Annotated in this window: 22 protein-coding genes; 9 read left to right on the top strand and 13 right to left on the bottom strand. The window is 25.8% G+C overall.

Features of this window, described 5'->3' with window-relative positions:
* Nucleotides 1–19 precede the first annotated feature (19 nt).
* From C7380_RS04800 to C7380_RS04785, 4 genes are all read left to right on the top strand, one after another.
* Nucleotides 20–562, top strand: a complete 543-nt coding sequence (locus tag C7380_RS04800) for an NUDIX domain-containing protein (protein ID WP_109604349.1) — start codon at nt 20–22, stop codon at nt 560–562.
* Nucleotide 563: 1 nt separating this feature from the next.
* Nucleotides 564–2,021, top strand: coding sequence for a glutamate--tRNA ligase (gene gltX, locus C7380_RS04795; protein ID WP_109604348.1), 1,458 nt, complete (start codon nt 564–566; stop codon nt 2,019–2,021).
* Complete coding sequence (gene cysS, locus C7380_RS04790) at nt 2,021–3,415, top strand: cysteine--tRNA ligase (protein ID WP_109604443.1); 1,395 nt, start codon at nt 2,021–2,023, stop codon at nt 3,413–3,415. Before gltX ends, cysS begins: the two co-directional genes overlap by 1 nt.
* 125 nt (nt 3,416–3,540) lie before the next feature.
* The gene (locus C7380_RS04785) at nt 3,541–4,008 is read left to right on the top strand and encodes a chemotaxis protein CheX (RefSeq protein ID WP_109604347.1); all 468 of its coding nucleotides are present in this window, start codon (nt 3,541–3,543) and stop codon (nt 4,006–4,008) included.
* 52 nt (nt 4,009–4,060) lie between these two features.
* Here C7380_RS04785 and C7380_RS04780 read toward each other — a convergent pair whose 3' ends face one another.
* A complete protein-coding gene (locus C7380_RS04780) occupies nt 4,061–6,088 on the bottom strand; it encodes an alpha-amylase family glycosyl hydrolase (protein WP_109604346.1) in 2,028 nt (675 codons plus the stop codon).
* Nucleotides 6,089–6,184: 96 nt separating this feature from the next.
* Nucleotides 6,185–6,922 carry a hypothetical protein gene (locus tag C7380_RS04775; RefSeq protein ID WP_109604345.1) on the bottom strand — a complete coding sequence of 246 codons (738 nt, stop codon included), beginning with the start codon at nt 6,920–6,922 and terminating at the stop codon, nt 6,185–6,187.
* A gap of 256 nt (nt 6,923–7,178) precedes the next feature.
* Here C7380_RS04775 and C7380_RS04770 point away from each other — a divergent pair, with 256 nt between their 5' ends.
* Both C7380_RS04770 and C7380_RS04765 read left to right on the top strand, forming a co-directional pair.
* Complete coding sequence (locus tag C7380_RS04770; RefSeq protein WP_109604344.1) at nt 7,179–7,526, top strand: encapsulin-associated ferritin-like protein; 348 nt, start codon at nt 7,179–7,181, stop codon at nt 7,524–7,526.
* A 21-nt stretch (nt 7,527–7,547) separates the two neighbouring features.
* On the top strand, nt 7,548–8,333 hold the full coding sequence (locus tag C7380_RS04765) for a family 1 encapsulin nanocompartment shell protein (RefSeq protein ID WP_206050527.1): 786 nt from the start codon (nt 7,548–7,550) through the stop codon (nt 8,331–8,333).
* A 28-nt stretch (nt 8,334–8,361) separates the two neighbouring features.
* On the opposite strand, the gene pgl is transcribed toward C7380_RS04765, so the two are convergent.
* The 3 genes from pgl to gnd are packed head-to-tail and all read right to left on the bottom strand — an operon-like array spanning nt 8,362 to nt 11,540.
* Nucleotides 8,362–9,048 carry a 6-phosphogluconolactonase gene (pgl, locus tag C7380_RS04760; protein ID WP_109604343.1) on the bottom strand — a complete coding sequence of 229 codons (687 nt, stop codon included), beginning with the start codon at nt 9,046–9,048 and terminating at the stop codon, nt 8,362–8,364.
* A gap of 4 nt (nt 9,049–9,052) precedes the next feature.
* Complete coding sequence (gene zwf, locus C7380_RS04755; protein ID WP_109604342.1) at nt 9,053–10,567, bottom strand: glucose-6-phosphate dehydrogenase; 1,515 nt, start codon at nt 10,565–10,567, stop codon at nt 9,053–9,055.
* The gene (gnd, locus tag C7380_RS04750) at nt 10,551–11,540 is read right to left on the bottom strand and encodes a phosphogluconate dehydrogenase (NAD(+)-dependent, decarboxylating) (RefSeq protein WP_109604341.1); all 990 of its coding nucleotides are present in this window, start codon (nt 11,538–11,540) and stop codon (nt 10,551–10,553) included. Before gnd ends, zwf begins: the two co-directional genes overlap by 17 nt.
* Before the next feature lie 189 nt (nt 11,541–11,729).
* On the opposite strand from gnd, the gene C7380_RS04745 reads away from it, so the two are divergent.
* From C7380_RS04745 to C7380_RS04735, 3 genes are all read left to right on the top strand, one after another.
* Nucleotides 11,730–12,326 (top strand): deoxynucleoside kinase, encoded by a 597-nt coding sequence (locus C7380_RS04745; RefSeq protein ID WP_109604340.1) that lies wholly within the window; start codon nt 11,730–11,732, stop codon nt 12,324–12,326.
* Entirely contained in the window at nt 12,313–12,927 is a 615-nt protein-coding gene (locus C7380_RS04740) for a deoxynucleoside kinase (protein WP_109604339.1), read from the top strand. Before C7380_RS04745 ends, C7380_RS04740 begins: the two co-directional genes overlap by 14 nt.
* A gap of 86 nt (nt 12,928–13,013) precedes the next feature.
* On the top strand, nt 13,014–14,207 hold the full coding sequence (locus C7380_RS04735) for an FprA family A-type flavoprotein (RefSeq protein WP_109604338.1): 1,194 nt from the start codon (nt 13,014–13,016) through the stop codon (nt 14,205–14,207).
* 23 nt (nt 14,208–14,230) lie between these two features.
* On the opposite strand, the gene yjjX is transcribed toward C7380_RS04735, so the two are convergent.
* From yjjX to C7380_RS04695, 8 genes are all read right to left on the bottom strand, one after another.
* Entirely contained in the window at nt 14,231–14,752 is a 522-nt protein-coding gene (yjjX, locus tag C7380_RS04730; RefSeq protein ID WP_109604337.1) for an inosine/xanthosine triphosphatase, read from the bottom strand.
* 12 nt (nt 14,753–14,764) lie between these two features.
* Nucleotides 14,765–15,472, bottom strand: a complete 708-nt coding sequence (locus C7380_RS04725; RefSeq protein ID WP_109604336.1) for an adenosylcobinamide-GDP ribazoletransferase — start codon at nt 15,470–15,472, stop codon at nt 14,765–14,767.
* A complete protein-coding gene (gene cbiR, locus C7380_RS04720; RefSeq protein WP_109604335.1) occupies nt 15,462–16,118 on the bottom strand; it encodes a cobamide remodeling phosphodiesterase CbiR in 657 nt (218 codons plus the stop codon). Before cbiR ends, C7380_RS04725 begins: the two co-directional genes overlap by 11 nt.
* Nucleotides 16,115–16,639 carry a bifunctional adenosylcobinamide kinase/adenosylcobinamide-phosphate guanylyltransferase gene (locus C7380_RS04715; protein ID WP_109604334.1) on the bottom strand — a complete coding sequence of 175 codons (525 nt, stop codon included), beginning with the start codon at nt 16,637–16,639 and terminating at the stop codon, nt 16,115–16,117. The genes cbiR and C7380_RS04715 overlap by 4 nt, the downstream gene beginning before the upstream one ends.
* On the bottom strand, nt 16,627–17,229 hold the full coding sequence (locus C7380_RS04710) for a hypothetical protein (RefSeq protein WP_109604333.1): 603 nt from the start codon (nt 17,227–17,229) through the stop codon (nt 16,627–16,629). Before C7380_RS04710 ends, C7380_RS04715 begins: the two co-directional genes overlap by 13 nt.
* 150 nt (nt 17,230–17,379) lie before the next feature.
* The gene (locus tag C7380_RS04705; protein WP_109604332.1) at nt 17,380–18,033 is read right to left on the bottom strand and encodes an ABC transporter permease; all 654 of its coding nucleotides are present in this window, start codon (nt 18,031–18,033) and stop codon (nt 17,380–17,382) included.
* A complete protein-coding gene (locus tag C7380_RS04700; RefSeq protein WP_109604331.1) occupies nt 18,030–19,124 on the bottom strand; it encodes an ABC transporter ATP-binding protein in 1,095 nt (364 codons plus the stop codon). Before C7380_RS04700 ends, C7380_RS04705 begins: the two co-directional genes overlap by 4 nt.
* Before the next feature lie 12 nt (nt 19,125–19,136).
* Nucleotides 19,137–19,790 carry an ABC transporter permease gene (locus tag C7380_RS04695; protein WP_240597502.1) on the bottom strand — a complete coding sequence of 218 codons (654 nt, stop codon included), beginning with the start codon at nt 19,788–19,790 and terminating at the stop codon, nt 19,137–19,139.
* Between the last annotated feature and the right edge of the window lie 246 nt (nt 19,791–20,036).

Below are 20,036 nucleotides of genomic sequence, written 5' to 3'. Positions count from 1 at the left end.
AATGTGAGGAGTAATAATTATGAAACTTGAAGAAATCGAAATATCTGAAAAACAGATATTTAAAGGAAACCTTCTCGATGTTAGAAAATATGAAGTAGAACTTCCAAATGGTAGACAATCAACTCGTGAACTTGTTTTGCATCCTGGAGCAGTAGCTGTTTTTGCTTTTGAAGATATGAATAATAAAGTTATTTTGACGAAACAACATAGATTTCCTATTAGAGCAAATCTTCTTGAAATACCTGCAGGGAAGTTTGATTCTCCGGAAGAAGACCCTATAGAATGTGGTAAAAGAGAGCTCGAAGAAGAAACTGGATATATATCTGAAAATTGGACATATCTTGGATATATATATACTACACCTGGATTTTCTAATGAAATAATACATCTTTATTTAGCTAAAAATTTGAGAAAAACTCATCAACATACTGATGAAGATGAATTTATAGAAATAATAGAAATGAATTTAGATGAGTTTGAAGAATTAATAAAAAATGGTGAAATAAATGATGCAAAAACTATAGCTGCATATACAAGAGCTAAATTATTGGGAGGAATATGAAATGGAAGTTAGAACAAGATTTGCTCCTAGTCCTACTGGTTTTTTACATGTTGGAGGAGCAAGAACAGCTTTATTCAATTACTTATTTGCAAGAAAGCATAATGGAAAATTTATTTTGAGAATAGAGGATACAGATGTTGAGAGATCTACTAAAGAATCTGAGGATCAATTGATAGATGCTCTAACATGGTTAGGTTTAGATTGGGATGAAGGACCTAATGTTGGGGGTTCTTATGGCCCTTATAGACAAACGGAAAGAACAGAAATTTATCTTCAAAAAGCTAAAGAGCTTGTTGAACAAGGAAAAGCTTATGAATGTTATGTTTATCCAGAAGAAATGGAAAGTATAAGAGAAGAATTATTGTCTCAAGGAAAAGCTCCTCATTATAATTATGACATGCTTAAAGTATATAATACAGAAGAAAGAAAAAAGGAATATAAAGAAAAGGGATTAACACCTGTTATATTTTTTAAAATGCCAAGAAAAGATTATAAATTAAATGATTTAATAAAAGGTCCTGTAATATTCAAAGAAGGATCTGTTGGAGATTTTATACTGATTAGAAGTAATGGTTTTCCTACATATAATTATGCTGTTGTAATCGATGATATGATGATGAAAATAACTCATGTGATACGTGGAGATGATCATTTATCAAATACATTAAGACAAGTTGCCATATATGAAGCTTTTAACTCAGAATTACCAGAATTTGCTCATGTTTCTATGATATTGGGACCAGATGGAAAAAAATTATCTAAAAGACATGGTGCCACTTCTGCAGAAGAATTTAGAAATAGAGGATATTTACCAGAATCTGTTGTAAATTTTCTAGCATTATTGGGATGGTCACATCCAGAAGGAAAAGAATTATTAGATATAAATGAATTGATAGAAAATTTTGGACTTGAAAGAGTAAATTCGAGTGCAGCAGTATTTGATGATGTAAAATTAAAATGGATGAATGGAAACTATATAAGAAGTGCAAAACTCGATAGAATATATAAATTATCAATTCCTTTTATAGTTCAAAGTGGTATATTAACAGAAGAACAATGTGAAAACAATAAAAAATGGCTTCTTGAAGCAATAGAACTTGTTAGAACATCTTCAGAAGAATTAAATGATATTCCAAATGAATTAAAAATATTTATAGAAGACTTTAAAATAAATATGGAAGATGAAGAATTCATAGGGTATCTAAATGATGAAGGTGTTAAAGAAGCTATTAAACAAGCTTATAAACTATTTTTAAATGATGATGAATGGACATCAGATAGTGTGCTTGAAAATCTAAAAATAGCTATGAAAGAAAATAAACCTAAGAAAAAATCTTTTTATATGGCTCTAAGAAAAACTTTAACAAATGAATTCCATGGCCCAGATCTTGTGAAGTCCATACACTTAATAGGAAGAGCAAGAGCTTTAGAAAGATTCGAAAGGGTGATTGAATATTGATAAGAATTTATGATACTTTATCTTCAAGTTTAAAAGAATTAAAAACTATAGAAAAAAATCATGTTAAAATATATGTATGTGGACCAACTGTTTATAATATAATACATGTTGGAAATGCCAGACCTATGATTGTATTTGATTCTTTTAGAAGATTCTTAGAATTTTCAGGGTATAAAGTTACTATGGTTCAAAATTTTACAGATATAGATGATAAGATAATAAATAAATCAAATGAAGAAAATACTCCTTTTAAAGAAATTCCAGAAAGATTTATAAATGAATATTGGAAAGATTCAAATCTTTTAAATATAAGACCTGCAAATTTTCATCCAAAAACTACAGATTATGTAGATGAAATAATAATATTTATAGAAGATCTTATTAAAAAAGGATATGCTTATAAATCAGAAAATAATGATGTATATTTTGATGTTAGAAAACTTGAAGATTATGGAAAACTTTCTCATAGAAATCCGGATGATATGCGTTCTGGAAGTAGAATAGAAATTTCTGAAAATAAAAGAGATCCTCTAGATTTTACTTTATGGAAGGCATCAAAAGAAAACGAACCAAGTTGGAGCAGTCCTTGGGGTGATGGAAGACCTGGATGGCATATAGAATGTTCTGTAATGTCAACTCAAATCTTAGGTAAAACTTTTGATATTCATGCAGGAGGAAATGATTTGATATTTCCCCATCATGAAAATGAAAGAGCACAATCTGTTGCAAGACATGGGTGTGAGTTTGCCAATTATTGGATGCATAATGGAATGTTAAAGCTTTCTGGAAGTAAAATGTCAAAATCTACTGGAAATATATGGCTTGTTAGAGATATAGTAAAACAATATGGTGCAGATACATTAAAAATATTTATGTTATCTAAACATTATAGATCGCCGCTTGATTTCAGTGAAGAAGGATTGATATCTCAAAAAAAATCAGTTGATAGACTCAATGAAACACTCAAAAAAACTGAAGATTTATTTGAAAATGATATACCATATTTAGCCTATACAGATTATATGAAAGAAAAAATAAATATTTTTAAAGAATATCTTTCAGATGATTTTAATACAACAAAGGCAATTGCTTTAATATTTGATATAAGTAAAGAGTTAAATAAATCACTTGAGCAAAAAAATAAAAAAAATATACTTGAAAATTATCATCTTTTGAAGAATATATTTGGCCCAATATTTGGAATTTTTGAGGACAATTATATTGAAAAGCAGAATATGAGTTCTGATGAAGTTATAAACCTTCTCATAGACATAAGAAATAAAATGAGAAATCAAAAAAACTATGAAATGTCTGATTATATTAGAGATAAATTAAATGAAATAGGAATAGAAATAAAAGATAATATTGAAGGAACAACATATAAAATAAAATAATAAAAGGGAGAAATCCCTTTTATTTTTAAAAAAATTCAAAAATTAACATAAAATAAAATAAACGTTTAAATAAAATATTCAATTAATGTTATAATTTTATTATCAAGTATTTGGGAGGTATTAATATGATAGATGTAAAAATAATCAATTCAGTTTTAAGTTCTTTGACAGATACGTTTAAATCAGCTGCACAAACAGATATAAATTTACAAAGCCCTAAACTTGTTAAAACAATTGAAAAAACATATGAAATAGTTACAACAATAGGATTTAATGGAGTTTTAGAAGGTAATGTAATATATACTTTAACTTCTGAAACTTCATTAGAAATAGTAAATAGTATGATGGGTGGAATGATGAAATTAACCGAAGTTGATGATATGGCAATAAGTGCCATAGGTGAATTGGGAAATATGATATCTGGTGCAATAGCTGTATCACTTGAAAAAGTGGGATATTCAATAGACATAACTCCTCCTTCTGTTGTTGAAGGAAAAGAAATGAGAGTTAGTGTAGAAGGAAATATATTAAAGTTTGCTGGAACATTATTAGATGGAAAAGAAATAGAAATATTTTTAGTTGTAAAAAAATAAAAAAATATCCTGTGAAAATAACTTAAAAATATTATTCACAGGATATTTTTTATCATTTAATAGTAAATACTCTAGCCTCTCCAGGATTTATAGTTACTCTCAGTATTCCATCATTTATATCCCAAGAGCTTTCGCTTCTTCTATAATTTTCTATAGTCGTTTTTATGGAATGATTTCCTCTCCATGTATGATATCCAAGATTAATTTCAAAATAATAAGGATTATCAAAGTTTAAATTTATTGGTATTACTATTCCATCTTTTCCGTCCCACCAAAACATCACGAATGATTTTTCTCCAAAATCTAAAAATCTATAATTCTCTTTTTTCAATAATAGATTTTTATGATTATTTTTTATATTCCCAAGATATTTTAAGAGTTTTATCATATGATGATCTGTATCCCAATGAAGAGCATACCAATCAAAAAAAGCAAGTTTCCCATAAAATTGATCATCCGGTTTTAAGTATTTAAATTTTTCTTCTAAAGGTTTTTCAAAATCAAGACCTGTGTTCATAGGTTGAGATTCGAATATCTCTGATCCAGAATTTATAAAAGTTATCCCATTTGGCATAAATGTATTTATTACAGCAGAAAGTTTTGAGAAATTTTCTCCATATTTTCTTGTTATTGCTCTTGGCGAATCTGGTGTTTCAGAGGTTGCAAATGCTGGTAAAGAAAGTTCAGGCATTATTTTAGAAACGAATTTTTTAGTCCATCCCTCATCTATACGAGGCTCTGACCACCAAGAATTGCCTAAAATTCCATCATAACCATTATTTTTAGCTCTGTTATGATTATCCATATTCAATTCTTCTGCTATTATAGCAAAAGCTGGATCATATTCTTTGGCTTTTTTTATTATCATATCTTCAAGCTCAGAAGGTAAAGCATGTCCCATATCAAGTCTTGCACCATCAATACCAAAATTTTTTTGATAAAATGGCATTATATCTGAAATTAATGTCCAAAGTTCTTGATTTTTTTCTTTACCTGGGAAATTACTCGATTTAACAACATCAAAAAGTACATATGGAGGTTGATTCTTAGGTAAATATTTTTCGGCTTCTTCAGGATGAGATAAATAGAGTCTTAAGAATGTTATATCATCCCAAGTGGGTTGAGTATCGTTTATCCAATCAGAAAAACCTGGTACAGTGATAATTTTGAATGATTTTATTAATTCATCAAAGAAATCAGGATTATCCTTATTTTTTTTCAAAAAAGTTTCCCATTTTTTAGGGTTTGTAGTTTTTGGATCAAATCTAAATTTAGATAGATGTTTTTTTACTTCATCATCATTATATAAAATTTCTAAATTTTCTTTTGTAGGTTGTTCAAATTTTAAATTTTTTATTTTTGGTGGTGCATAAGAATTTAATTCTTTTAAGTCTATCCAATAAAACCATTCTGGATGATCTAATATTAATTTATTATCTCTTGCAGCAGTTCTTGGAACAAAATCTAACATAACTCTTATTTCCATTATATGGCAGGCCTGTACAAAAGCTGCAAATTGTTGATTAGATGAAAATTCATCATCCAAAAGAGTATCTTTATAATCTTTTTCCACACTAAAATAATCTTTTACTGCATATGGTGATCCCACTTCACCTTTTTTAAATTTATTAGAGCTTTGGCTTATAGGTAGAAGATATATACAATCGATATTCATTTTTTTAAAATAAGGTATCATAGCGATCATTTTTAAATATGTACCAGATTCTGTATATCCGAGTTTATCTATAGGCATAAAAATAGTTTTTTGATCATGTATATATGCAGCTGTAGCTCTTATATGTGCCCCATACATAGTTGATAAATTTACCCATGAAGGATCTTTTTCTTCTTTTATAAAAGACAAAGGATTAGAATAATCTTTTTTTTCATCAGAGTTTTTTAAAATTTCATCAATAACGCTGGAAACGTATTCATAAGGGTTTAAGAAAAATTTTCTTCCATTTAATTTAACATCACCCGAATAATTTTCTGGCATCCAATTTTTTGGAACAGCATAATTTTTTTTACCTTTTTTTACTTTAGATTTAAGATATTCATTTATATCTTTTAAGTCTTTCATTTTTTAACCTCCTTTAATAAAAGGGTAAAAAGGGGTAAATCCCCTTTTTGTAAGAATTAAGTCAAATTTATTATATCATACAAATTGTCTAATTAATTAAACAACATCATCTATTTTATGAAGTATTTGTTTCAAGAGTTTTTTTAATTCGGAATTTTCTTTCGAAAGTCTTTCATTTTCTTTCAATAAAAATTCATAATCCACTTTTTTTAAAATATTTTCTGATTGTTCATTTAAAGATTTTTTTTCTTCTTTTGAATCATGACTTTTTTTGTATATTGATTTCAAAAGATCTATTATATATTCATCGAAAAGTTTATTATTTTCTTGTATGGCATGAAAAATAAACAAATTATATTCTGGGATTTCACTTTTATCAGAATTTAAGTTAGATTTTAAAATATAATCAATAAAATTTTCTTTTTCGAGGGTGTTCATTTTATTTAAAATGGTATTTATTTTGTCATTATAATTGATTATATATATTTCAAATATATCATTTAAAATCAAGTTTAAATTTTTATCTTTTGTATAATGAGAAGTATTTTTTATTTCATTTATAAGTTTAAGATATACATTTTGCATTATTTCAATTGAATTTGTATCATTATTTATTTTTAAAATATTATTTATTTTTTTTATAAAATTATCCCAATAAATATAATTTATTCCTATTGAATCTATATATAACATCATTAAATATGCATCATATTCATTCAATTCATAAATATCATTTATCTTGTGATAGTTTTTATCAAGAAATTTGTTTATTTTATCAAAAATCGACATAAAAAAAGATTTATTATTTTTAAAATAATAAGGTCTAAAATTCATAATAGTCCCCCTGTATAATTATATTAATATTTTTATAAATAGTATTACATTATTAATACTATAGAAAAATATATTTCATATATTATTATACAATATTTTTTTTGATTTTTTCTTAAAATTGTATAATATTAATTTTTAAAAGGGTGTTTTACTTTATGTTTAAAAATATATAAAGAAAAAATGTTATAATGGTACTTAGAACAAACTAATATTTTATTTAAAGGTAGGTGATAATCCGGATTTTCCGGAGGAAAATATGGGAGATTATCATGAATCATATGATGCTTTAGATCAAAGAACAAGAGATTTAACAAGAGCTTTGAATAGTTTAAAAGAAGAAATAGAGGCAGTTGATTGGTATAATCAAAGAGTTGCCCTCGCAGAAAATGAAGAATTAAAATCTATTATGGCTCATAATAGAGATGAAGAAATAGAACATGCTGTTATGACACTTGAATGGCTTAGAAGAAATATGGATGGTTGGGATGAAGAAATGAAAACATACCTTTTTAAAGAGGGAAATATAACAGATTTGGAAGAAGAAATTGAAAAAAGTGAAGATTCAAAAGATGAATCTTTAGGAATAAAAGACATGAATAAATAAAAAGAGGGGGAGTTTAAATTTATGAGTATATTTAAAAGAGATTTAGCTCCAATTTCAAAAGAAATTTGGTCAGAAATAGACGAAAGAGCTAAAGATGTTTTTAATTCGTATTTATCTGCCAGAAAAGTAGTTAACTTCATAGGTCCTTTTGGAATTGATTATAATGTTTTATCAGAAGGAAGAATTGCAGTTGAAGAAAGTAAAGAAGGAGTTAATTTCGGTATATATAAAGTAAAACCTTTAGTTGAACAAAGAATAGATTTTGAATTGAACAGATGGGAATTAGATAACATATTTAGAGGAGCTAAAGATATAGATTTTTCACCATTGGAAGATGCTGTTAAAAGAGCGGCTCTTTTTGAAGAAAATGCCATTTATAATTCTTTATCGCAAGCAAATATAAAAGGTATAATTCAAACATCTTCAAATAAAATTGAATTTGGTAACTCATCATCTGAAATTATGGAATCACTTGCAAAAGGAATTCTTGAATTGAGAAGTTCATATGTTAAATCTGATTTAGTTTTAATTGTTGGACCAGATAATTGGAAAAAAATAAATAAATTTTCTGATAATTATCCATTAAAAAAGAAAATAGAAGAATCTTTAGGAACAAAAATAATTTTGTCCCATGTTTTAGATGGAGCTATTTTAATGCCATTAAAACATGAAGACATAGAATTAATTGTTGGACAAGATTTTTCTATAGGATATCATAATTGTACAGAAGATAAGATAAAATTTTTTATTATGGAGTCTTTCACATTTAGAATCTTAGATCCAGATATAATAGTAAAATTTGAATGATATTTTTAATTTATAAAAGACGGATATTTTAATATCCGTCTTTTGCAATTAAATAATAAATATTTTGATTTTTTAATGATGTTGTAGGATATTTATTTTTTACTGTTTCAAAATTTTCTATTATTTGATTTAAAACTTTTTCCTTTTTTTTATAATTTGACATAAAAATAATTTTGTCAGCTTTTTCTATTAAATCAAAGTTGACAGAGATTCTTTTTAATGGAGGATTTCCATGTTCTTTTTCTGTGTATATGATAAATCCTTTTTTCTTTAACTCATCTGGAAATAAAGAAGCTGTGTGACCATCATTTCCTATACCTAAATATATTAAATTAAATTTATAATTTTTAGTTTTTGTTATAATTTTATTTTCATAATCTATTATAGATTTTTCTATTGGAATATCTGTTCTTATTTTAAATATGTTTGACTTTGGTATTGGAATATGTTTTAAAAAATTTTCATAAGTATTTTTATAATTGTTATTTGAAGAATTTTCAGAAATAAATCGTTCATCGCCAAAAAATATTAAAACATTTTCCCAGTTTATTTTATCTTTATATTCAGATATTATTATTTTATACATATTTATTGGAGTAGATCCTCCTGAAAGCATTACTTTAAAAGAATTACTATTTTTTAAATATTCTTCATAGAATAATTTTGCAGATCTATTAGCCATTTCATCTTCATTTTTAAACAAATAAATTTTCATAAAATCACCTCAATGGATACCATGTACCATTTTTAAATAATCTACTACTCTCTTTAGGCCCCCATGTTCCTGCTTCATAAAAATTCAAAGTATTTTCTTTTTTCCATTTATTAATTATGGGTTCTAAAAGTTCCCAAGATATTTTCATAGCATCGCTTCTTACAAATAAAGTTTGATCACCTATTAAAGCATCTAAAATTAATCTTTCATAAGCTTCTGGTGGATCAAAATCAAAATGATTCTTATATTTAAAATCCATATTTAAAGTGTTTAAACATAATTTAGAACCAGGTTGTTTTGCCTGTATATAAAGAGAAAATCCTTCATCTGGTTGTACATTTAAAATTAAAGAATTTTGTTCTAAATTTATAAAATCATGTGAAAAAATGGAATGTGGAACATCTTTAAATATTATTGCAATTTGACTTAATTTTTTTTTAAGTCTTTTGCCGGATCTAAGATAAAATGGAACTCCACTCCAACGCCAATTATCTATAAAAAATTTTCCAGCTACATATGTTTCAGTGCAAGAATTCTTGGCTACATTTTTTTCTTCTCTATACCCTGGAACTATTTCATCATCGATTTTGGAGGAAATATATTGTCCTCTGACAAGATTATCATCTATGTTTTTATTGTTAAAAGGTCTTATAGATTTTAAAAGTTTAACTTTTTCATTTCTAACGCTTACAGGTTCTAAGGATGCTGGAGGCTCCATTGCGACAAGAGTCAAAAGTTGAAGCATATGATTTTGAAACATATCTCTTAAAAGACCTGCATTTTCAAAGTATCCAGCTCTATGACCAATACCAAGGGATTCTGATACTGTTATTTGAATATTATCTATATATTTATAATTCCATATAGGTTCAAATATTATATTCGCAAATCTTAACATCATAATGTTTTGAACTGTTTCTTTTCCAAGATAATGGTCGATTCTATATATTTGCTGTTCTTCTAAATACTTATGAAGTTCATCATCTAAAGAGTTAGAAGAATTTAAATCACTACCAAAAGGTTTTTCAATTATAACTCTTTTGAAATTATTTTTTTGATCATTTAAACCAACTTCACCTAATTTTTTTATTATTATTGAATGTATATCTGGTGGAGTTGCAAAATAAAATAAATTATTTCCATTTGTTTTGTATTTATCATCCAAATATTTAATCTTATCATTTAGTATTTTATAAAGATTAATATCATTATATTGTCCATTTTGATAATATATTATTTTTAAAAATCTATTTATTATTTTTTCATCTTTGCAAAGATTTGAAATAATATTTTTTGTTTTATCTCTAAAATTTTGATCATTCATTTGAGTTCTTGCAACACCTAAAACATAAAAATTTTCTGATAAAAGATTTCTTTTAAAAAGTTTAAATATTGCCGGAATTAACTTTCTTGAAGTTAAATCACCTGAAGCACCAAATATTATTATTGATGATTTATCAGCTTTTATTTCTTCACAACTATTACTTTGGCTTATTATTTTTTTATTTATTTTTTCCATAGAAATCCCTCTTATCTGGATTAGCTGATTCAACTTTACCGGCACCGGTAGAAGTTTTTTTGATATTCCTATCTTTTTTATAAAGTGCATGACCACCAAATTGATTTCTCAAAGCAGCTACTACTTTATCAGAAAAAACATCTTTTTGTCTTGATTGAAAACGTTTAAATAAAGAAGCTGATATTATTGGAACAGAAACACCATTATCTATTGCTTCATTTACAGTCCAACGTGCTTCTCCAGAATCTTCAACATAACCTTGAATATCTTTGAGAGAAGAATCATCTTTAAAAGCTATTTCAAGCAATTCTAATAACCAAGATCTTATAACACTTCCATTATTCCACATTTTTGATATATCTGAAAGATTTAAATTTTCACCATATTTTGAAGCTTTTAAAAGTTCAAAACCTTCTGCATAAGCTTCCATCAATCCATATTCTATACCATTGTGTATCATTTTGACATAATGACCTGCTCCTGTAGAACCACAATACATATACCCATTATTTGGAGCTAAAGACTTTATTATAGGTTCTATATATTCAAATATTTTTTCATCTCCCCCAACCATTGTACAGTAGCCTTCTTTCAATCCCCATACTCCTCCAGAAACACCTGCATCTATATAATTAATACCTTTATTTTTTAAGGTATTAAATCTTTTAATATCATCTTTATAATTAGTATTAGCTCCATCTATTATTATATCTTCTTCATCCAATATTTCTGAAAGTATTTCAATGTTTTTTTCAGTTATATCTCCAGCTGGAAGCATTGACCAAACTACTCTTGGTGTAGATAAAACATTTTTAATTGTTTTTAAATCATAAATAACTTTTGCTCCGTATTCCTTTAGAGTTTCAGATTTTTCTGAAGTTCTATTGTATACAAAAACTTCATGGCCGTCTTCTAGTAATCTAATTGCCATATTATATCCCATTCTACCAAGTCCTATTATAGATAATTTCAAATTTATCTCCTCCATTTAATTAATTTTTTAATAATAAATACATTTAAATTTTAACATATTATTTTGTATTTTCAGATAATAAAAAATAAAAATACTATTACGGGGTATTATAAATATTTGTTGTATGTTTATTGACAAAAAAATGTATTATGGTACAATATATTGAGAAAATACTTAGGAGTGATTCTTATGAATAAAATAAGAATAAATATAGAAGGAAATATAGGTAGTGGAAAAACAACATTAGCAAATGCTCTATTTAAAGAATTTAAAGCAGATGAATTGATATTAGAAGAGTTTGAAAATAATCCTTATTTACCTTTATTATATAGAAATGAAGATGTTGGATTTCAAACTGAAATGTTTTTTCTTGTATCCAGATATAAACAATATAATTCCATGTCAGAAAGTTCTTTAATTATAAGTGATTATGATATGATTAAAAATAAAATTTTTTCAAATATCACTATAAAAAATGAAATAGAAAAATTAAAATTTTATAAAATATATGATATTCTCACAGAAAATCTTGAAAAATCAGATTTAATAATATATATAGACACTTCTGTTGAAACAGTTGTTAAAAGAATAAAAAGCAGAAAAAGAGAGTTTGAAAATAAAATAGATATTGAATATTTAAAAAAAGTCGATGAAGCTTATAAAAAAACTTTTAAAAAAATTAAAAACTGTATAATTTTGGATGGAGATAAATTTGATGTTTTTAATAATGAAGATTTTGAAAGACTTATAAAAATAATAGAGGTGAAAATAGATGAAAAAAAATAAAATGATCGTCTTTGCTGGAAATGTAGGTGCAGGAAAATCTACATTTACAAATATAATTTCCAATAAAATAGAATTTAAACCATATTATGAATCTGTTGTGGATAATCCATTTCTTGAAGATTTTTATTATAATCAAAAAAGATGGTCATATCATTTACAAACATATTTTTTATTTCATAGATTTAAAAGTATAAAAGATATAATAGATAAAGAAGTTAATGCTGTACTCGATAGATCTATTTATGAAGACTCTGAAATATTTGCAAAAAATCTCTATATGAACAATAAAATGAGCAAACCCGAATATGATTCATATAAGCAAATATTTGATACTATGTTGCAATATTTAAAGAAACCAGATCTACTAATTTACATAAAAACAGATGTAAAAACAATTTTAAAACGTATAAATAAACGTGGTAGACAAATGGAGATTCAGACACCAATTGAATATTGGGAACAATTAAATGATTTATATAATAATTGGATAAATGATTATGATCAATCACCTATTTATATAGTTGATGGAAATGAATTTGATATAATTGAAAAACCTAAACTTGTTAATGATATTGTTGAAAATATAAAAACATTAATTTAAGTTTTGAATTTATTTAATTAAAAGGGAACAATTTTTATGGTATAATTAAATACGACTCAAACAATCGACTAAAGGGGGTATTATTTGTGAATGGATTCATAAATATAACTGAAGATATTTTTTATGTTGGTGTTAATGATAGAGAAACGGCTATATTTGAAAATTTATGGCCTTTGGATAAAGGAGTTTCATATAATTCTTATATTATAAGAGACAAAAAAAATGTTTTAGTGGATACTGTAAAAATAAACAAATTCAGTGTTTTCATTGAAAAAATTAGAAATCTTTTAAATGGTGAAGATATAGATTATCTTGTAATAAATCATATGGAACCAGATCATTCAGGATCTATACAGGAAATACTTGAAGAATTTCCTAATATGAAAATAATTGGAAATAAAAAAACATTTGAATTTTTGAATGATTTATATGGTATACAAAAGAATTTATATGAAGTAAAAGATGGAGATGAAATAGATCTCGGAGAACATAAATTAAAATTTTATATGACACCAATGGTTCACTGGCCAGAAACTATGATGACATATGAAACAAAGAGTAAGATTTTGTTCACAGGAGATGCTTTTGGAGGATTTGGAAGTCTTGATGGTGGAATATTTGATGATGAGGTTAATTTGGATTTTTTTGAAGATGAAATAAGAAGATACTATTCAAATATAGTTGGTAAATATTCTCCTATGGTGCAAAGAGCTTTAAAAAAGTTGTCAGATGTCGATATAAAAATAATAGCGGCAACACATGGGCCAGTTTGGAGAAAACATCCTGAAAGAATAATAGAAAAATATGATAGATGGAGTAAATATGAATCAGAAGAAGGCGTTGTTATAATATATGGTTCCATGTATGGTAATACTGAAAAGATGGCAGATCATTTGGCAAGAAAAATAGCTGAACAAGGTATAAAAAATATAAAAGTAATAAATGCTTCTAAAACTCATCTTTCACATATTATAAATGAAATATGGAGATTTAAAGGCGTAATGCTTGGAAGTTGTACTTATAATACAGGATTATTTCCACCAATGGAAGAGATAGTACAATGGATATCTCATACAGGTTTAAAAAATCGTGTATTAGGAATATTTGGAACATATGGTTGGAGTGGAGGTGGAGTTTCCACTATAGAAAAATATGCTGAAAACTTTAAATGGCCTATAGTAAATGAATCTGTGGAAGCTAAATTATCTGCGAAGGAAGATGATTTAAAGAAACTCGATGAACTCGCCAAAGCTATGGCAGATGCTGTAAAAAATAATTAAAAGGGGTTAATTAACCCCTTTTTTTATTGATATATATCGGCATTTAATATAGGTATCAAAGAACTTATTATTGCAGGTATGTATATTTTAGTCCTTGTTAAAATCCCCTTTGAAAAAAATTCAATAGCACCACCCTTTTGTTTTATATTTTCAATTTTTGAAATTTCTTCCATTATATCTCCAAGTTCAGCACCTTTTTTTATGTCTTTCATTATAAAAGTTGGAAGTTGATATATTGGGGATATTCCTATTCCTTCTTTTCCAAATTTATTTATTGTATGAACTACGGTGAATAAAAAAGGTTTATTGAACATTATTTTTATTCCAGCTTCTATACCAATGAAAAAGTCACCATCTAAAAAATTTTGTTTTAGTTGTGAAGCTCTATTATAAGCCCCTTTAAAGGTTTCTTCTTCTAAAGGTTGGGCTGAAACTTTAGAATCTATATCATAACTTTTCAGTTCAAAGTCTTCAAAATACTCTTTAAAAGCTAAGTTACAAGCATTTATTTTAACTGGGTTTTTTGAACCTACCAATATTATCATATTGAATTCTCCTTATTTTATATTTATAATCAAAAGAAATATTATTTCAGTTAAACATATATTAGCTCCTATTACATCACCATTTATACCATTGATTTTTTTATTCGATATAATATTTAATAAAAAAGAACTTATTATAGAAGATATGATACCGATTAAAAAGATTTTCAAAGAGATAAAGGCTGTTATTGAAACTATTAAGAATGAAGGAATTAAATATAATTTTTTGAATGGAAAATACATTTTTCCAAGTCCTTCATCAAATGCTGGTTTTGAGATAGATAACAAAACTGGTACAGAAAATCTTGAAAAAATTGGCATCATATACCAAAAGTCTTTATTTTGAAATATTAAAAAAATATATAATATTATATAAAAAATCCCATATAATAAAGAAAAAGCTCCAATCCTTGAATCTTTAAGTATTTTTCGTCTTTCTTCAATATCTCTTATTTGAGCACCAAATCCATCGAATAAATCTAAAATACCATCAAAATGAAAGTATTGAAAAAGATAGAAATATAAAATCATATTCAATATAAAGGTTATATTTATATTGAATATATTGATGAAAATCATTTGAAATAACCACAAAACAAAACTTGCAAATATTCCTACCAATGGAAAATAAATTACAGACCTTTTAATATTTACATTTTTTACAGTTGGGACCGGAATTCTACTAATAGTACCAAAAGCTACAAATATATCATTTAGCATTTTTTAATACCTCTACTACTTGTAATGTCTCTTCAAGTTTAAATAATTCTACACATACAGGAGTATCTTTAAAATATTTTTTATAAGTTTTTATAAAGCTTTTATACTGTTCTTTCGTTGGTAAAGAATGATCTTTGCCATTTTGAATGCCATGAAAATGTATTTCTTTTATTTTACTTTTAACACGACTTATAAAATATTCAGGATTCTCTCCGAGTAGAGTTAAATGTCCCCAGTCCATTGTTATAGAAGGATTATATTCTTTTATTTTATTATAATATTCGAAGAACTTTCCATCTTCTAAATTTTCAACACATAATCTTTTTTTAAAAATATCCTGACAATATCTGAAGGTATCTTTAAATTCCTCTATTTCTCCAAATGGATGCATTGTTAGTCTATAAACATTAAAATCTTTAAAATAAGAACAAACATTTCTAATGCTTTTCATATTATCTGTTGGGAGATGAATGCTGAGTTTTATGTCAGAGTTAAAAAGTTCTTCGGATTCTTTTTTTATTATAGATTGAATATGTTCATCCCATGAATATATTAATAATTCTACAAAATCTACTTCATCTTTTAATATTTTTAAATTTTCAAGATATGTTCCAGGTATTTGCCATGAAGTTGTTCCTACTATCATTTTATTTTCACCTCTATTCCTGAAACCATTAAAAATACATTATCACATAATTTTGCAAATTTTTTATTTACAGTGCCCAATATTCTTACATATCTTCTTGCTAAGGTATTTTCAGGGATTATTCCCCAACCTACTTCATTTGTAACAAAAATAGTTTTAGGTATATCATTCTTTTTAAGAAAATCTATAAATTTATCTACTTTTTCAAAGATTATATAATCATCATCTTTTTCATGTTTTAAAAGTAAATTAGATGTCCACATTGTAATACAATCCATTAAAATAACATTGGGATTATAAGTTAAAGCCTTTTTAAAAGCATCAATAGGATTAAAGGGTTCTTCTACTGTAAAGAAATTTTCTCCTCTTTCTTTTATATGATTATCTACTTTTATTCTCATCTCCTCATCAAATATTTGAGCAGTAGCTATATAAACTCTGTTTGGTTTTTCTTTTTCGGCAAGAATTTGGGCATAAGTTGATTTACCACATGCCTGTCCTCCAGTTATCAATGTATACATTTTTTAATCCTCCCTATTTCGAATAAAGGTATATCATTTCTTTTTATTTCTTTTTTAGAAGTAAAAATTCCGCAGGTTGCTGGGCCTGCAGATTTTTTTATATTGATATTTTTATTTTCTATTATATCATCGAATAAAATATATTTTAATTCATTTTCTTTTGATAAAATTTCGAGTTCCTTATATATGCCACCCGAACCACAGGGAAGAAAATCTCCTATTGGATTTTCTTTAATTATTTGAGCTATTATTTTAGGATTTAAAATATTATTTTGATTTTTGATAACTTCTTCACCTACATATGGAATACCTATCAAATATATATGATCATTTTCTTTTGAATTTCTCCATATAATATTTTCTGTATATCCAAAAACAGCCATACCATAAGCAGTCATTGAAGTTTTAAAGTTTTCTTCTGTACTTCCATTAATAGGAATGTCTAATTCTAACTTTGAAAGACCTTTTTTAATACCTTTTAATACATTCATTCCTGTTGGATTCCATTCATTACTAACCATAGAAAGCACTGTTAATGGTTTTACATTTAAACTATATAATTCATTTAAACAAACATTTAAAGTGAACATAGCCGAATCTACAACATTAAAAGATAATTCATCATTTTTTTTTTCACCAATTGAACCAAGAGTATCTAAAGCTATAACCTGATAAATATCTTTAAATTTATAAATAGTAGTATCTCTATAAGTATTTATTATTTTTATGTATATCGCCTCCTAATTTTCTGTTATCATTTTGATTCCTTTAGAAGTTAAAAATTTTTCTATTAGACCTAAAATCTGATCTATAATTACTGCAAGCAAAGAAACAGGTAAAGCGCCAGCTAATATCATTGTATAATCAAAAGCACTTAAACCTATGAAAATTAATTCTCCAAGTCCTCCAGCTCCAACTGCTGAAGCTACTGTTGTTGTTGCAATATTTATCACAGCTGAATTTCTAAGACCAGAAAATATTGATGAAATTGACATTGGTATTTCTATTCTAAAAAGTATATGAAAGTTTGTCATACCCATCCCTTTAGCAGCTTCGATCAATTTTTTATCAACACTTAATAATCCAGAAGCAGTATTGAATATAATAGGTACTAAACTATATAGAAATAAAGCAAAGATTGCAGGAGTTGCTCCAATACCTAAAAATATGAAAACAAGAGCTATTACAGCTATTGATGGTATTGCTTGTGTTGTACTCATTATGTTTATAATTAATTCTCCAGTTTTTTTTCTTTTTGGTCTGCTTACAAAAATACCTATCAATATACCAATTATAACAGCTAATAACCATGAAATAATAAAAATATAAAGATGTTCATAAGTTTTTAAAAATAAATAATCTAAGTTTTCATTGTAAAATTTAAAAATATTCATTTATTCACCTCTGAAAGAGAAAAATGTTTAAAAATACTTTCAAATTCAAGTAAACCAATTATTTCATTTTTATTATTTATAACAGGAATTTTAGATACTCCAGCTTTTAACATTATATTCAAAGAATCAAAAAGGCTAAAATCACTTTTTACATTTAATTTTTTTATCTTTTCAATATTAAACTTATCTTTATTCATTAAATCAAGATATCCAGAAAATTTATTATTTTCATCATTAAAAATAATAAATTTTAAATTGTTATTTTTTATCATATTAAAGACTTGATCTTCGTAATTATTTATATTGAGAACTGTATAGTTTTGACTCAAAGATTCTGAAACTTTTATAAATTCAAGAGCTTTAAATTCACTATCTTCTCCCAATAAATTCCTTACAAAAGAGTTTTTTGGTCTTTTTATGATATTGATCGTATTATCATATTGTTCTATTTTTCCTTTATTCAAAATAGCTATTTTATCTCCAAGTTTAATAGCCTCTCTTATATCATGAGTTACGAATATTATAGTCTTTTTTATTTTATTTTGAATTTCTAAAAATGCATTTTGAAGTGTTTCCCTATTTATGGGATCTATAGCACCAAATGGTTCATCCATTAATAAAATTTCTGGATCTGCAGCCAAACCTCTTGCAACACCTACACGTTGCCTTTGACCACCAGAAAGTTGAGCTGGATATTTATTAATATTTATTTCATAATCAAGATTAACAAGTTCCATCAAATATTTGATCCTATCCTCTATCTTTTTTTTCGGCCATTTTAAAAGTTTAGGTACAATAGAAATATTTTCTTTTACTGTCATGTGTGGAAAAAGTCCTATTTCTTGAATTACATAACCAATACTCCTTCTAAGAGATATAGTATCTATATCATCTATTGAATTATTATTTATATAAATTTCGCCTGAACTTCTTTCAATTAATTTATTTATAATTTTTAAAAGAGTTGTTTTACCACAACCGGAAGGTCCTATTAAAACAATTATTTTATGATCTTCAAACTCTATATTAATATTTTCTATTGCTGTAAAATCATCATATTTTTTATATATGTTTTTTAGTTTTATAGACAAATAAATCACCTCTTATTTAATTTTTAACCCCTTTGAAGTTATTAAATTTTCTAATTTTATGAGTAAATAATTTGTCATAATTCCAAGAAAAGAAATAAGTATAACTCCTGTTATTACCATTTCATATCTTGATCTACTCAACCCTGCAAATATAAAATAACCAAGTCCTCCAGAAGATACGAAATATCCCAATGTTGCTATTCCAACTCCCATCACTACTGCATTTCTTATTCCAGACATTATTATCGGTATAGATAAAGGTAACTTTATTTTTAACAAAATTTGAGAAGAAGTCATACCCATTCCTTTAGCAGACTCTATTATTTTAATGTTTATTGATTTAATACCTATCAATGTATTTCTTATTATTGGCATCAAAGAGTATATTATTAAAGCAATTACAGCTGGAGTTGTCCCTATTCCAGCTTTTATAGGTGCAAGAATTACAACCATTATACCAAATAAAGCCAATGAAGGAATTGTCATCAATATTCCAGCAATTTGAAGAGTAATATTGGCTATTTTTGAATTTTTAGATATAAAAATGCCTATAGGTACTCCTATTAATATCGAAAAAGGTAAAGATAAAGCTATAAGTTTCATATGCTGCAATGTTTCAAATAAAATTTTATTATAATTTATTAATATATAATTTATAAGGTTCAAATAAAAACACCTCCTTTAATTATTTTGTTAAAAAACATTTCTCTTGTTAACATTATTATATCATGATAATTTTATGCAATTTATATATTTAAAAGTCTAAAAGAGAAAATTTGTGAAAAAAAGAATTAATTGAATATAATGTTATTTTTTTGATTCAGAAAATAATTAATCGTATTTTTTATAATGAATCAATTGTTATAAAATTATAATGGGGGAATTTTTAAATAAATTTTTAATCGGAGGTGT

The sequence above is a fragment of the Oceanotoga teriensis genome, from assembly GCF_003148465.1.
GTDB classification, from domain to species: domain Bacteria; phylum Thermotogota; class Thermotogae; order Petrotogales; family Petrotogaceae; genus Oceanotoga; species Oceanotoga teriensis.
Note: the sequence above shows the minus strand (reverse complement) of the source record. Positions and strands in the feature narration are given on the sequence as shown.